Source organism: Shinella sp. (genome assembly GCF_052438155.1).
Classification (GTDB): Bacteria; Pseudomonadota; Alphaproteobacteria; order Rhizobiales; family Rhizobiaceae; genus Shinella.
Map to the genome: position 1 here is coordinate 60,914 of NZ_JBQVPI010000006.1, position 13,780 is coordinate 74,693.

The 13,780-nt window shown below is 63.8% G+C and carries 11 protein-coding genes; 10 read left to right on the top strand and 1 reads right to left on the bottom strand.

Going from position 1 to position 13,780, the window contains the following annotated elements; all coding sequences use genetic code 11:
• Positions 1 to 37 precede the first annotated feature (37 nt).
• From ACT6VE_RS13200 to ACT6VE_RS13220, 5 genes are read left to right on the top strand one after another with little or no spacing between them, the layout of a single operon-like run.
• Entirely contained in the window at positions 38 to 1,633 is a 1,596-nt protein-coding gene (locus tag ACT6VE_RS13200) for a peptide ABC transporter substrate-binding protein (RefSeq protein ID WP_444799051.1), read from the top strand.
• A gap of 56 nt (positions 1,634 to 1,689) precedes the next feature.
• Positions 1,690 to 2,613: an oligopeptide ABC transporter permease OppB gene (gene oppB / locus ACT6VE_RS13205; RefSeq protein ID WP_444799052.1), complete on the top strand. Its 924-nt coding sequence runs from the start codon at positions 1,690 to 1,692 to the stop codon at positions 2,611 to 2,613.
• The gene (locus ACT6VE_RS13210) at positions 2,606 to 3,730 is read left to right on the top strand and encodes an ABC transporter permease (RefSeq protein ID WP_444799053.1); all 1,125 of its coding nucleotides are present in this window, start codon (positions 2,606 to 2,608) and stop codon (positions 3,728 to 3,730) included. The genes oppB and ACT6VE_RS13210 overlap by 8 nt, the downstream gene beginning before the upstream one ends.
• A gap of 1 nt (position 3,731) precedes the next feature.
• Entirely contained in the window at positions 3,732 to 5,348 is a 1,617-nt protein-coding gene (locus ACT6VE_RS13215; RefSeq protein WP_444799054.1) for an ABC transporter ATP-binding protein, read from the top strand.
• A 22-nt stretch (positions 5,349 to 5,370) separates the two neighbouring features.
• Positions 5,371 to 6,513 carry a gluconeogenesis factor YvcK family protein gene (locus ACT6VE_RS13220; protein ID WP_444799055.1) on the top strand — a complete coding sequence of 381 codons (1,143 nt, stop codon included), beginning with the start codon at positions 5,371 to 5,373 and terminating at the stop codon, positions 6,511 to 6,513.
• Here the strand turns inward: ACT6VE_RS13220 and ACT6VE_RS13225 are convergent.
• Complete coding sequence (locus tag ACT6VE_RS13225) at positions 6,491 to 9,163, bottom strand: bifunctional diguanylate cyclase/phosphodiesterase (protein WP_444799056.1); 2,673 nt, start codon at positions 9,161 to 9,163, stop codon at positions 6,491 to 6,493. The two genes, ACT6VE_RS13220 and ACT6VE_RS13225, sit on opposite strands and share 23 nt — an antisense overlap.
• A 216-nt stretch (positions 9,164 to 9,379) precedes the next feature.
• Between ACT6VE_RS13225 and paaX the strand changes: the two genes are divergently transcribed.
• From paaX to paaC, 5 genes are all read left to right on the top strand, one after another.
• Complete coding sequence (paaX, locus tag ACT6VE_RS13230) at positions 9,380 to 10,273, top strand: phenylacetic acid degradation operon negative regulatory protein PaaX (protein ID WP_444799057.1); 894 nt, start codon at positions 9,380 to 9,382, stop codon at positions 10,271 to 10,273.
• 180 nt (positions 10,274 to 10,453) lie between these two features.
• The gene (gene pcaF, locus ACT6VE_RS13235; protein WP_444799058.1) at positions 10,454 to 11,659 is read left to right on the top strand and encodes a 3-oxoadipyl-CoA thiolase; all 1,206 of its coding nucleotides are present in this window, start codon (positions 10,454 to 10,456) and stop codon (positions 11,657 to 11,659) included.
• A gap of 24 nt (positions 11,660 to 11,683) precedes the next feature.
• Positions 11,684 to 12,688 carry a 1,2-phenylacetyl-CoA epoxidase subunit PaaA gene (gene paaA / locus ACT6VE_RS13240; protein ID WP_444799059.1) on the top strand — a complete coding sequence of 335 codons (1,005 nt, stop codon included), beginning with the start codon at positions 11,684 to 11,686 and terminating at the stop codon, positions 12,686 to 12,688.
• Between the two features lie 18 nt (positions 12,689 to 12,706).
• On the top strand, positions 12,707 to 12,991 hold the full coding sequence (gene paaB, locus ACT6VE_RS13245) for a 1,2-phenylacetyl-CoA epoxidase subunit PaaB (protein WP_069061017.1): 285 nt from the start codon (positions 12,707 to 12,709) through the stop codon (positions 12,989 to 12,991).
• Positions 12,991 to 13,773: a 1,2-phenylacetyl-CoA epoxidase subunit PaaC gene (paaC, locus tag ACT6VE_RS13250; RefSeq protein WP_444799060.1), complete on the top strand. Its 783-nt coding sequence runs from the start codon at positions 12,991 to 12,993 to the stop codon at positions 13,771 to 13,773. Before paaB ends, paaC begins: the two co-directional genes overlap by 1 nt.
• Positions 13,774 to 13,780: the final 7 nt, after the last annotated feature.

Consider the following 13,780-nt stretch of genomic DNA (forward strand, 5'->3'; position numbering starts at 1 on the left):
GGGCACCCAAAAAAACAAAGGGGAAGGAAAACAAAAAATGGCAAACAAACTTATTGGCTTTCGTGCAGCACTTCTCGCCGGTGCGATCCTCTTGGGCGCAAGTCCGGCGCTCGCAGAAGCGGTGCTTCACCGCGGCAATGCCGGTGAGCCGCAGACGCTCGACCAGGCCCACACCTCCATCAATATCGAAGCGTTCATCCTGAAGGACCTCTACGAGGGCCTGACGATCTATGACACCGCCGGCAAGATCATTCCGGGTGCCGCCGAAAGCTGGACGGTTTCCGATGACGGCACGGTCTACACGTTCAAGCTGCGTGACAATGGAAAGTGGTCGGACGGTTCGCCGGTGACGGCTGAGGACTTCGTGTTCTCGCTCGCCCGCGTCGAGGATCCGAAGACGGCGGCAGGCTACGCCAACATCCTCTATCCGATCAAGAACGCCGAGAAGGTCAACAAGGGCGAACTCGGCACCGACCAGCTCGGCCTCAAGGCCGTCGACGCCAAGACGCTGGAAATCACGCTGGAGCGCCCGACGCCCTTCTTCCTTGAGCTGCTCGCGCACCAGACGGCACTGCCGGTCTCCAAGGCCAGCGTCGAAAAGAACGGTGCCGATTTCGTCAAGCCCGGCACGATGGTTTCCAACGGCGCTTTCAAGCTCGTCAGCCATGTGCCGAACGACAACCTCGTCGTTGAAAAGAACCCTGAATACTGGGATGCCGCTGCCGTCAAGCTCGACAAGGTGATCTTCTACCCGATCGACGACCAGGCTGCCTCCGTCCGCCGCTTCGAAGCGAAGGAAATGGACCTCGTCTACAACTTCTCGGCTGATCAGATCGACCGCCTGAAGAAGAGCTATGGCGAACAGGTCCGCGTCTCGCCGTCGCTGGCGACCTACTACTATGCCTTCGACACCCGCCAGGAGCCCTATAGCGATGTGCGCGTGCGCCAGGCGCTCTCCATGGCCGTCGACCGCGACTTCCTCGCAAAGGAAATCTACTCGGGCTCGCAGTTGCCGGCCTATTCGATGGTGCCTCCGGGCCTCCAGGGTTATGAGCCGGGCTTTGCCGATTTCGGCACGCTCTCGCAGCTCGACCGCGAGGACAAGGCGCTCGAACTGATGAAGGAAGCCGGTTTCGGCGAGGGCGGCAAGCCGCTGAAGATCGAGATCCGCTATAACACCAACCCGAACCACGAGCGCGTGGCGACGGCCATCGCCGACATGTGGAAGAACACGTTTGCCGCCGATGTCTCGCTGGTGAACCTCGATGTGTCCTCGCACTACGCCTACCTGCAGGAAGGCGGCGCGTTCAACGTGGCGCGCGCCGGCTGGCAGGCCGACTACGCGGATGCGGAGAACTTCCTGGCGCTCAGCGTCAGCACCAACAAGACCTTCAACTACGGGCATTTCACGAACGCAGACTTCGACGGGCTCATGAAGAAGTCCTACGACGAGCAGGATCCGGCGGCTCGCGCCAAGCTCATGCATGACGCAGAAGTCATCCTGATGAAGGAGCAGCCGGTCGCGCCGCTTCTGACCCAGGCCGATCTGTGGCTGGTTTCCGACAAGGTCAAGGGATGGGCGGACAACGTCAATAACGAACACCTGAGCCGCTTCCTCAGCGTTTCTGAATGATCCGCTGACGATGCGTGGCCTGAAAGGCCACGCATCGTTGCTCAGGAGTCTTGGCCATGTTTACTTTTGTTCTGCGGCGCCTCGCAAGCGCCGTGCCGACGCTATTCATCGTCGTCACAATTTCGTTCTTCCTCATGCGCTTTGCGCCCGGCGGACCGTTCAACCTCGAACGCCCCCTTCCGCCCGCCACGATGGAAAACCTGATGCGGGCCTACCAGCTCGATCAGCCGCTCTGGCGACAATATCTCACCTATATGGGCAACGCCGTCACCGGCGATTTCGGACCGAGCTACATCTACAAGGATAACAGCGTCGCCGAACTGATCGGCAAGGGGCTGCCCTATTCGATCGAGCTCGGCTTCTACGCGCTGCTGCTGGCGCTCGTCGGTGGTGTCATCATCGGGACGTTTGCGGCATTGCGCCAGAACAGCGCGCTCGACTTCATGGTCATGTCGGTCGCGACGATCGGCGTCACGGTGCCGAACTTCGTCGTCGGGCCGGTGCTGACGCTGATCTTCGCCATCGTGCTCGCCTGGCTGCCGGCCGGTGGCTGGGGAGACGGCTCGCTGCGCTTCCTCATCCTGCCAATGATTGCGCTCGCCCTGCCGCAGCTTGCCGTCTTCGCGCGACTTACCCGTGGTTCGATGATCGAGGCCTTGCGCACCGACCATATCCGCACCGCGCGGGCCTATGGCCTGCCGGCAAAATCGGTGGTCGTGGTGCATGCAATGCGCGGCGCGATGCTGCCGGTCGTCTCCTATCTCGCGCCCTGCGCCGCGGCACTTTTGACCGGCTCGGCGGTTGTCGAGACGATCTTCACCATTCCCGGTGTCGGCCGCTACTTCGTGCTCGGGGCGATCAACCGTGATTATACGGTCGTCATGGGCACGGTCGTGCTGATCGCCATCTTCGTCATCGTGTTCAATTTGGCTGTCGACATTCTCTATGGCCTGCTCGATCCGAGGGTTCGCCATGACTGATACCGTCGTACCCTCAGCGCCCGAAGTGCAGGGGCGCAGCCTCTTCCAACTCGCCGTCATGCGCTTCCGCCGCAATCGTCCCGCCATGGCGGGCTCCGTGATGCTGGTGCTGATTGCCTGCTTCGCATTCTTCGGCCCCTTCTTCATCAGTCACAGCTATGATCAGGTCTTTTCCTCCTACGTGACCATCCCGCCGAGCCTCGAGCCACGGCCGGGCGAAGATTCGCTGGAGGAGGCGATAAAGGGTGTGGCGTCACGCGCCCGCGTCGACCTGCAATCCTTCTCCGTCGAAGGAGAAACCTTTACCGCCATTATCACCGCGAAGGACCCGATCGACCCGCGCGCGGCGCGCTACTTCGACCGGGCCAATGAATTCGACAAGACCGCGGTCGTCACCACCGAGGACGAAGGCCGCAAGCTGACGCTGACCGGCATCGTCGACCGGGAATATTTCCTGTTCGGCACGGACACCAATGGCCGTGACCTCATGGCGCGCGTCATGCTCGGCGGGCAGATCTCGATTGCCGTCGGCCTGCTCGCCAGCCTTGTCTCGCTCGGCATCGGCGTCACCTATGGCGCGATCTCGGGCTATATGGGCGGGCGCATCGACAATGTGATGATGCGCTTTGTCGAAATCCTCTACTCGCTGCCCTTCGTTTTTCTTGTCGTGGTGCTCGTCGTCTTCTTCGGACGCAGCTTCGTGCTGATCTTCCTCGTCATCGGCGCGGTGGAATGGCTCGACATGGCCCGCATCGTGCGTGGCCAGACGCTGTCGCTCAAGCGGCGCGAGTTCATAGGTGCGGCGGAGGCCTTGGGCCTGACGGACTGGCAGATCATCCGCCGCCACGTCATCCCCAACACGATCGGTCCCGTCGTCATCTTCGTGACGGTCATCGTGCCGAAGGTGATCCTGCTCGAAAGCTTCCTGTCCTTCCTCGGCCTCGGCGTGCAGGCGCCCCTGACGAGCTGGGGCTCGCTGATTGCGGAAGGCGCCAACAACATCCAGTCGGCGCCGTGGCTGCTGATCTTCCCCGCCATCTTCTTCGTCGCCACGCTGTTCTCGCTGAATTTTGTCGGCGATGGCCTGCGTGACGCGTTCGACCCGAAGGACCGCTGACATGGCAGAGAGACAAAACACCATGGAACCGATCCTCGCCGTGCGCGGCCTGACGGTGTCCTTCACGACGCCGGATGGCGACGTCAATGCGGTCAAGGGCGTCGACCTCGACGTCCGCCCCGGCGAGACGCTCGCGGTCGTCGGCGAATCCGGCTCCGGCAAGAGCCAGACCATGATGGGCATCATGGGCCTGCTCGCCGGCAATGGCAGGGTTTCGGGCTCCGCGAAATATCGCGGCAAGGAGATGGTGGGGCTTCCCCCGAAGGGGCTCAACGATATCCGCGGCGCGAAGATCACCATGATCTTCCAGGAGCCGATGACCTCGCTTGATCCGCTCTATCCGATCGGCAAGCAGATCGCCGAGGTGATCGTGCATCATCGCGGCGGCTCGCGGAAGGCAGCCAGGCCAAGGGTGCTGGAGCTCTTGAAACTCGTCGGCATTCCCGATCCGGATCGGCGCATCGACAGCTACCCGCATGAAATGTCGGGCGGCCAGCGGCAGCGCGTCATGATCGCCATGGCGCTCGCCAACGAGCCGGACATCCTGATCGCCGACGAACCGACGACGGCGCTCGACGTGACGATCCAGGCGCAGATCCTGAAACTGCTCCGCGATCTGCAAAAACGCTTCGACATGGCGATCGTGCTCATCACGCACGACCTCGGCATCGTGCGGCATTTTGCCGAGCGGGTCGCCGTCATGCGGCATGGCGAGATCGTCGAGCAGGGCGCGACGGCCGACATCTTCGAAAACCCGAAGGCCGACTATACGCGCATGCTGATCGATGCCGAACCGCACGGCCGCAAGGCGGCCCCGGCGGATGACGCGCTGATCATCCTCGAAGGCCGCAATGTCGTCGTGGACTACAGGATCGACGGCGGCCTGCTCAGGAAGCGCGCCTCCACCTTCCGTGCCGTCGACAATGTCAGCATCAGCCTGCATGAGGGCCAGACGATCGGCATCGTGGGGGAATCGGGTTCCGGCAAGTCGACGCTCGGCCGGGCGCTGCTGCGCTTGATCTCCAGCAAGGGGGCCTACCGTTTCGGCAGGACGGATATTTCCGACCTTGACCGCAACGGCATGCGGCCGCTCCGGCGCAGCATGCAGGTCGTCTTCCAGGATCCCTACGGCTCGCTCTCGCCGCGCCAGACGGTGGGCGAGATCATCACCGAAGGCCTCTATGTGCACGAACCGCAGCTTTCGCGCGCCGACCGCGACAAGCGGGCGATCGAGGCGCTGAAGGAGGTCGGGCTCGATCCGGCGGCGCGCAACCGCTATCCGCACGAGTTCTCCGGCGGTCAGCGGCAGCGCATCGCCATTGCGCGGGCAATCATCCTGAAGCCGCAGGCCGTGGTGCTGGACGAGCCGACCTCGGCGCTCGACCGCTCCGTTCAAGGCCAGGTGATCGAGCTTCTGCGCGATCTCCAGGCCAAGCACGGTCTGTCCTATGTCTTCATCAGCCACGACCTGTCGGTGGTGCGCGCCATGTCCGACTATGTCGTGGTGATGAAGGACGGCAAGATCGTCGAGGAGGGGCCGACGGATGCCATTTTCAGCGCGCCGCAGGCGGAGTATACGAAAACCCTGATCGGCGCGGCCTACAATATCGGGCCGTAGGCGAATAACGTCAGGAGAACGCATGGCCGAAGGCCGACGACCGCATATCGTGCTTTTTTCGGGCGGCAGTGCCTGCCGCTCGATCAATCTTGCCCTCTGTTCCCTGCCGGTCCGCCTCACGCGGGTGGTTCCGGCCTGGGATAGCGGCGGCAGCTCCAAGGTGATCCGCGAAAGCCTCGGCGTGCTCGCCGTCGGCGACATACGCCAGGCGCTGATGACCATGGCGCATGGCGAAGGCCGGGCGGGCGACGTGGTCAAAGTCTGCAACGCCCGCATGACCAGCGGCGCCGAAGAGGATGCCCGCACGGAATTCGCGCTCTATGCCGAAGGCCGCCATCCGCTTCTGGAGCGTATGGAGCCCGGCCTGCGCGGCGCGATCCTCAACTATCTGCGCACGTTTCGAGCGGCGATCGGACCGGATTTCGATTTCCGCAACGGTAGCATCGGCAACTTCATCCTGACCGGCGCGCACCTTGCCCATAACAGCGACATCAACACGGCGATCTTCGTCTTTCGCAAGCTGTGCGAGGTCGCCGGCCATGTCTGGCCCTCGACCGCGATCAACGACGTGGCACTTTCAGCCGTGTTGAATGACGGCACGCGCATCGAGGGGCAGCACCGCTTGACGGCGCTCGGCGAAGCCGACAGTGCGACGGGCGTGCGCGAAATCATGCTTTCCGCCGGAGATGGGGCCGCCGTGCCGGCCAACGAAGCGGTGATCGAAAGCCTGGAAAGTGCGGATGCCATTGTTTTTGGGCCGGGCAGTTTCTTCACCAGCGTGCTGCCGCATTTCCTGGTCGACGGGATCGTGCCGGCGATCGTGCGCAACGTGCACGCCCGCCGCATCTTTCTCGGCAATATCCTGCAATGCCGCGAGACGCGCGGGATGGATGTGGCGCGCATGGTGGAGGTTGCCGCCGAGGTCTGGCACGCCCGGGGCGGGGCGGATGTACGGCCCTTCACGCATGTTCTTGCGAACCGCCAGATCCTGCCTTTCGAGAAGACGGCGGGTTCTTTCGCCTATCTCGGGACCGAGGCCCTGGAGGCCGCGGGTGCGCGACTGGGCGCAGAGGTGGTGATCGGCGAGTTCGAGGATCCATGGCAGCGCGGCCACCATGACGGCCGCGTGCTGGCGGATGCGCTCAGCGCGCTTTTGCCGCCGTAAGTGACATTCCCGCAGCCGGCATCCAGGCGCGCGCCTTGGCGAAAGCGAGGAAATCCTCCGCCGCCATCGGCCGCGCAAGGGCATAGCCTTGCAGGACATGACAGCCGAGATGGCGCAGCAATTCGGCATGCGCCATCGTCTCGACACCCTCCGCGACCGTCTCGATGTTGCGCACCTTGCCGATGTCGATGATCGATTGCACCAGGCTTTGCTGCGCGGTCGATTGCGTCAAGGGCTGCACCAGCCGCCGGTCGATCTTCAGCCGCTTGGGCGACAGTTCCAGAAGGCTGACGATGGAGGCATGGCCGCTGCCGAAGTCATCGATCTCGATCTCGATGCCGAGCGCCTTGATGTCCTCGATCGCCTGTTTCAATCCGTCGTCCGCCGTATCGAAGGAGATCGATTCCAGGAGTTCGAAGGTCAACGAGCCGGGGCGGATGTTCATCGCCTTGAGCTTTTCGATGAGATTTTCGTCCCGCAGGCGCTGGCACGAGACATTGACAGAGACGCGGGCAATACCCAGTCCCTGCGCCTCCCAGCGCATGGCCTGCAAAAGCGCCTGGCCGAGGATTGCCTCGTCGATCTGGGCGACGACGTTGAGGCTTTCGGCGACCGGCAGGAAAACGTCAGGGGCGACGAAGCCGCGGATCGGGTGGTTCCAGCGGGCGAGCGCCTCGACGCCGACGATCTCCAGCGTCTGCGCGTCGAATTGCGGTTGGAAGAAGGGGTGGAACTCTCCCTGCTCGAGGCCGCGCAGAATGTCGTCGCTGAGCCGCTTCACCTCCACGGTGCGCAGGCGCAGGTCGTCGTTGAACGCCTCGACGCGGTTGCGGCCACGTCGCTTGGCCTCGTAAAGCGCGATATCGGCATTAACGAGCAACTGTTCGGTGGATTCCTCCAGGTCATTGCGCGTGGCGATGCCGATGCTTGCACCGATGCGGCAGTCATGACCCTCGATCGCCATCGGCTCGCTGATTGCCGCGATCAGACGGGCCGAAAGGGCGGCGAAGTCGGCCACGACCGGATCGCGGCGGGAAAGCAGGACGAATTCGTCGCCGCCGATGCGTGCGATGAAATCTTCGGCCGGTACATGAGCACGCAGGACGCCGGCCGCCTGTTTCAGCACCTCGTCGCCGGCCGCGTGGCCGAGCGTGTCGTTGATATCCTTGAAGCGGTCGAGGTCGATATGCAGCAGCGTCAGCGGGCGTCCGTCGCCGCTGCCGGCAAGCGCGATCTGCTGGTCGAGGAAGCGCCGGTTCGGCAGGCGGGTCAGCGCGTCATGCAAAGAGTTGTGCTCCAGCACGAGGCGCGCTTCCTCCAGCGCACGGTTCTGGGCTTCTGCCGTCAGTTTTGCCTGTAGCAGATCGGCCTGCAACTGGTTGTCTGCCGTCACGTCCCAGTTGGCACCCACGATGCGTTTTGCGCCGGAGACGGCGCGGTAGGTCATGCCGTGAGCGCGGATATGGCGAATGCTGCCGTCGCGTGCCAAAACGCGGAATTCGGTAATATAAGGCTCATCCGCTACGATGGCGTCGGCGAAAACGCGCTCGGCCTCCTCGATATCGTCGGGGTGCAGCGCGGCGCGCCAGTCCTTGTAGCTGCAGACCGGTTGCCCCGCCGGCACGCCGTAGAGTTTTCGCATGCGCGCATCCCAGGAGAGCGCCATGGTCTCGGTATCGTATTCCCACACGCCAACCTTGGACGCATCGAGCGCGAGTTGCAGACGTTGTGAAACGGTTTCGAGCCTGTCCTCCCGGTCCTGCAGCGCCAGGATATGCCGGTGACGGTCCTTCATCAGGTAGCCGACCCAGAACATCGGCGCGACGATGATGATGGCGAGCAGCGCAAGGCCGCCGCGAAACAGGCCGAGATCGGCGGACGGCTGGTGCCAGCCCTTCAGCGGCGCGGCCGACATGGTCCAGATTTCGTGGCCGATATCGATGGTCATCACAACCGGGTCGACATCGACGGCCGCGGTCGTGTTGAAGAAGGTGCGCGCCTCGCCGCCATCATGAGCCCGGCTGGAAATGGCGAGCGCGACCCGCATGTCGCTCTTGAAGCCGCTGGCGGAAAACAGTTTATCGAGGTCGATCACGGCCGAGGCGATGCCGAAGAAGGCATTGTCCTTGCCGGCATGGATCGGGTAGCGCGCAATCACCCCGCGGCCCCCCTGCACGAGATCGACCGGGCCGGTGACGATCAACCGGCCCAGTTCCTTTACCTGCATCGCGGCGGCGCGCTGCCGTTCGTTCTTGCGATAGTCGAGGCCGAGGCTACGTTCGTTGCCCCTCAGCGGATAGACCAGGGAGATCACAAAATCCGGCGCAATGGCGAGGCTGCGCAGCTGGTTGTCCTCGTCGAAGATGCGGCCGGCGAGATCGGCGAAGCGGGCGGGGGGCATGGTCGGTTCAGTCGAGAGTGTGGCGACGAGGCCCTGCACCAGCTTGACGTTGCCGAGGATATTGCCCTGCAGGCGGGAGCGCAGCAGGCCGAGCTGTTCGGTGGTGAAGGAGCGCAGATACTCCTCCTCCAGCCGGCGCTTCTGTACATCCGCAAGGAAGACGGCGACCAGCACAGCGAACGCGACGACGATGGCGGGGACATAATATCCCAGCCCCCGGAAGGATGGTGGGGCATGCCGGTCGGTCATCGTGTTTCGTTGGTCTCCGCGCGCCAGCCCTCGGCGACGGTTCGCCCGAGGTTCGGTTGTCGAGGGACGATGGCAGATGCGGCTTAAATATTTACTGACGAAACATGCCCGTCTTCTGTGAGATTGCGGGCTCCGCGGTGCGTGCGGGCTTTCCGTTCCGGCCAATTCTGGGGTAGTCCTCGGCACGACCGAAGTTGCAAATGAAGGCGGGCAGACGTGCCGGGTGAGAAGGACAGGCCAGAAAGCGCGTTCGGCGCGCTGATCAAGGCGATCATCGAGGAGAGCCCGCTGAAGGCGGCCGGCTTCATCGTCACCATCTATGGCGACGTGGTGGAGCCGCGCGGCGGTGTGGTCTGGACCGGCAACCTCATCGAGACCTGCGCCGATGTCGGTATCAGCGAAACATTGGTGCGCACCGCCGTCTCGCGGCTTGTCGCCGCCGGGCAGGTGTCGGGCGAGCGTGAGGGGCGCCGCAGCTTCTATCGGCTCGCAGCACCAGCGCGTACCGAGTTTGCCGCTGCCGCCCGTATGCTCTTCGGCCCGCCGGAAGTGGCGGACTGGCATTTCGTGCAATTGACGGGCTCGGCGCCGGATGAGGCGATGCAGGCTCTGGAGCGCGCCGGCCATGCGCGGCTGGGGCCAAGGCTTGCTGTCGGCGCGCGGCCCATGCCGTCCTTGAAACAGCCGGCCGTGCTCTTCCGGGCGGAGGTTGTGAGCGGCGAAGGCGACCTTGGCGCCTTTGCGGCCGACCACTGGAACCTTGCCCAGCACGCGGATGCCTATCGCGGCTTCATCCAAAGGTTCGGGCGGCTTGCCGATCTGCTCGGTGGCGGCGTTCGGCTGGCGGCGGCCGAAAGCCTCGCCGCCCGGCTGGTGCTGGTGCACCAGTTTCGCCTCGTCGTGCTGCGCGATCCGCGCCTGCCGCAGGCGGCACTACCGGCCGACTGGCCGGGCGAAGAGGCGCGGCGGCTTTTCAACGATCTCTACCTTCGCCTTTCGCCCGAGGCGGACCTGCATGTCGCCCGCCATTTCGTGACGGCGGACGGTGCGCTGCCGGAGGCGAGCGAGGCGACGCTGCGCCGTCTTTCGCTGTTGCGCGACGCCATCTGAGGCACTTTTCACACGGAAAAACGCAGTTTGTGCTATGATATCGGCTGCTGAAATGAAACATCACAGAATATGGAGAAATGGCCATTGATTTGTGACGTGTTGGGTGATAAATAACCAACCGATCGGTCGGCGAATGTTTCGGGAGAGGCAAGCCGGCCTTGGGTACAGGGAGGAAACCGCGTGTCCGAAGCCTTTATCTGCGATGCTGTCCGCACGCCCATCGGCCGTTATGGCGGCCTGTTGTCGTCGGTCCGCGCCGACGATCTGGCGGCTCTGCCGCTTTCGGGCCTGATGGCACGCAATACCGGCGTCGACTGGTCGAAGATCGATGATCTTATTTATGGCTGCGCCAACCAGGCCGGTGAGGACAACCGCAATGTCGGCCGCATGGCCGTGCTGCTGTCCGGTCTTCCCGTTTCCATTCCCGCCACCACCGTCAACCGCCTCTGTGGCTCCGGCATGGACGCCGTCGGCATGGCTGCCCGCGCCATCCGTGCCGGCGACTGTGACTTCGTCATCGCCGGTGGTGTCGAAAGCATGAGCCGGGCGCCCTTCGTCATGCCGAAGGCCGACAGTGCCTTCTCCCGTTCGAATGCCGTCTATGACACGACGATCGGCTGGCGTTTCGTCAATCCGAAGATGAAGAAGGCCTTTGGCGTCGATTCCATGCCGGAGACCGCCGACAACGTCGCCACCGATTTTTCCGTCAGCCGCGAGGATCAGGACGCCTTTGCCGCGCGCAGCCAGGCCCGTTGGGCCGCCGCGCATGAGGCCGGTATTTTCGCCGATGAGATCGTGCCCGTCCATGTGCCGCAGAAGAAGGGTGATCCGCTGGTCGTCGACCGCGACGAACATCCGCGTCCCGGCACGACGGCCGAGCAGCTCGGCAAGCTCAAGGGTGTCAATGGTCCCGACCTTTCCGTCACCGCCGGCAACGCCTCGGGCGTCAATGACGGCGCGGCTGCGCTGCTCATCGCCAGCGAAGCAACCGCGAGGGCGCATGGCCTGACGCCGAAAGCGCGTGTTGTCGCCATGGCGGCGGCTGGTCTTGAGCCGCGCATCATGGGCTTCGGTCCCGCGCCGGCGGTGCGCCGTGTGCTGGAACGTGCCGGCCTGTCGCTTAACCAGATGGATGTCATCGAACTCAACGAGGCCTTCGCGTCGCAGGCGCTCGCCGTGCTGCGCGATCTCGGCCTGCCGGACGATGCGGCGCATGTGAACCCGAACGGCGGCGCCATCGCCATCGGCCACCCGCTCGGCATGAGCGGCGCGCGCCTCGTCACCACTGCCACCTATCAGCTCCACCGCCAGGGCGGGCGTTATGCACTCTGTACCATGTGCATCGGCGTCGGCCAGGGCATCGCCATCATTCTCGAGCGCGTCTGACGCGCAAAGCCTGAGGAGAAGACCATGTATGCCCAGATGGTGAAAACCGACGCCGCGCGCGTCCGGTCCCTCGACGAGATGGATCCCGTGGAGCGCGCCTTCCAGGAACGCGTCGACGCCGGCCAGAAGATCGAGCCGAAGGAATGGATGCCGGAAGGCTACCGCAAGACGCTGGTGCGTCAAATCAGCCAGCACGCCCATTCGGAAATCGTCGGCCAGCTGCCGGAAGGCAACTGGATTTCCCGCGCGCCGACCCTTGAGAGGAAGGCCATCCTGCTCGCCAAGGTGCAGGACGAGGCCGGCCACGGCCTTTACCTCTACTGTGCCGCCGAGACGCTCGGCATCAGCCGCGACCAGATGTACGAGCAGCTGCATTCCGGCAAGGCCAAATATTCCTCGATCTTCAACTATCCGACGCTGACCTGGGCCGATATCGGCGCGATCGGCTGGCTGGTCGATGGTGCGGCGATCATGAACCAGGTGCCGTTGCAGCGCTGTTCCTACGGCCCCTATGCGCGGGCCATGGTGCGCATCTGCAAGGAAGAGAGTTTTCATCAGCGCCAGGGTTTTGACGCCCTGATGCGCATGGTGAAGGGCACGCCGGCGCAAAAGGCCATGGTGCAGGATGCGTTGAACCGCTGGTGGTGGCCGTCGCTCATGATGTTCGGCCCCTCGGACGATGCCTCCGTGCACTCGGCCCAGTCGATGGCCTGGAAGATCAAGCAGAATTCCAATGACGAGCTGCGCCAGAAATTCGTCGACCAGACCGTGCCGCAGGCGAAATACCTCGGCCTCACCGTGCCGGACCCGGACCTCAAGTGGAACGAGGAGAAGGGCGGCCACGATTTTGGCGAGCCGGACTGGGAAGAGTTCTTCAACGTGATCGCCGGCAACGGCCCGTGCAATGCGGAACGCCTCGACGCCCGCAAGAAGGCCTGGAATGACGGTGCCTGGTTCCGCGACGGCCTGACGGCGCATGCCGAAAAGGCCGCCGACCGTCGCGCCGCCGCCAAGATCGCCGCCGAATAAGTTTTGGGAGAGACAAAAATGTCCAGCGAATGGCCGCTTTGGGAAGTTTTCATCCGGGGTCAGCACGGCCTCAACCATCGCCATGTCGGCAGCCTGCACGCGCCCGACGCCGAAATGGCGATCAACAATGCCCGCGACGTCTATACGCGCCGCAACGAGGGCGTCAGCATCTGGGTGGTGCGGTCGTCCGAGATCACCGCCAGTGCGCCTTCGGAAAAGGGTCCGCTGTTCGACCCGTCGAACTCCAAGGTCTACCGTCACCCGACCTTCTTCGACATTCCGGATGAAGTGGGGCACATGTGATGGCGACCGCAACACTTGAACCGGCGGTTGATCAGGCCGCGCTTCTCGAGTTCCTGGCGCGCATCGGCGACAATGCGCTGATCCTCGGTCATCGCGTCTCCGAATGGTGCGGCCATGCGCCGGCGCTGGAGGAGGATATTGCGCTTGCCAACACCGCGCTCGACCTGATCGGCCAGACGCAGCTCTGGCTCGGCCTTGCCGGCGAGGTGGAGGGCAAGGGCCGTTCGGCGGACGATCTTGCATACCTGCGCGATGGCTACGACTTCCGCAACATCCTGCTGGTCGAGCGCCCGAACGGCGATTTTGGCAAGACGCTGATGCGGCAGTTCCTGTTCGATGCCTGGCATTACCTGCTCTTGAAGGCGCTGAAAAGCTCGACGGAGACGCGTATCGCGGAGATTGCGGAAAAGGCCTTCAAGGAGGTGTCCTACCATCTCGATCGCAGCCGCGACCTCGTCATCCGTCTCGGCGACGGCACGGCCGAAAGCCACCGCCGCATGCAGGATGCGCTGGACGATCTCTGGCCCTATACCGGCGAGATGTTTGTCGGTGATGCAGCGGATGCACCCCTTGTGGACGCCGGCGTCATCCCGGAGCCACAGAGCCTGAAAGCCGGCTGGGACGAGATTGTTGCCGAAGCGCTCACCGAAGGCACGCTGAAGAAGCCAGCCGACGGTTATATGCACAAGGGCGGCCGGCGCGGCGTGCACACCGAGCATCTCGGCTTCATCCTCACCGAGATGCAGTTCCTCCAGCGCGCCTATCCGGGCGCCACCTGGTAGGAGGCGG

Bases quoted from the DNA above. Each gene is read 5' to 3' on its own strand.
- ACT6VE_RS13200 (WP_444799051.1), top strand. From the start codon at position 38: ATGGCAAACAAACTTATTGGCTTTCGTGCAGCACTTCTCGCCGGTGCG.
- oppB (WP_444799052.1), top strand. From the start codon at position 1,690: ATGTTTACTTTTGTTCTGCGGCGCCTCGCAAGCGCCGTGCCGACGCTA.
- ACT6VE_RS13225 (WP_444799056.1), bottom strand. From the start codon at position 9,163: ATGACCGACCGGCATGCCCCACCATCCTTCCGGGGGCTGGGATATTAT.
- paaB (WP_069061017.1), top strand. From the start codon at position 12,707: ATGTCCAGCGAATGGCCGCTTTGGGAAGTTTTCATCCGGGGTCAGCAC.
- paaC (WP_444799060.1), top strand. From the start codon at position 12,991: ATGGCGACCGCAACACTTGAACCGGCGGTTGATCAGGCCGCGCTTCTC.
- paaA (WP_444799059.1), top strand. From the start codon at position 11,684: ATGTATGCCCAGATGGTGAAAACCGACGCCGCGCGCGTCCGGTCCCTC.
- ACT6VE_RS13220 (WP_444799055.1), top strand. From the start codon at position 5,371: ATGGCCGAAGGCCGACGACCGCATATCGTGCTTTTTTCGGGCGGCAGT.
- ACT6VE_RS13210 (WP_444799053.1), top strand. From the start codon at position 2,606: ATGACTGATACCGTCGTACCCTCAGCGCCCGAAGTGCAGGGGCGCAGC.
- ACT6VE_RS13215 (WP_444799054.1), top strand. From the start codon at position 3,732: ATGGCAGAGAGACAAAACACCATGGAACCGATCCTCGCCGTGCGCGGC.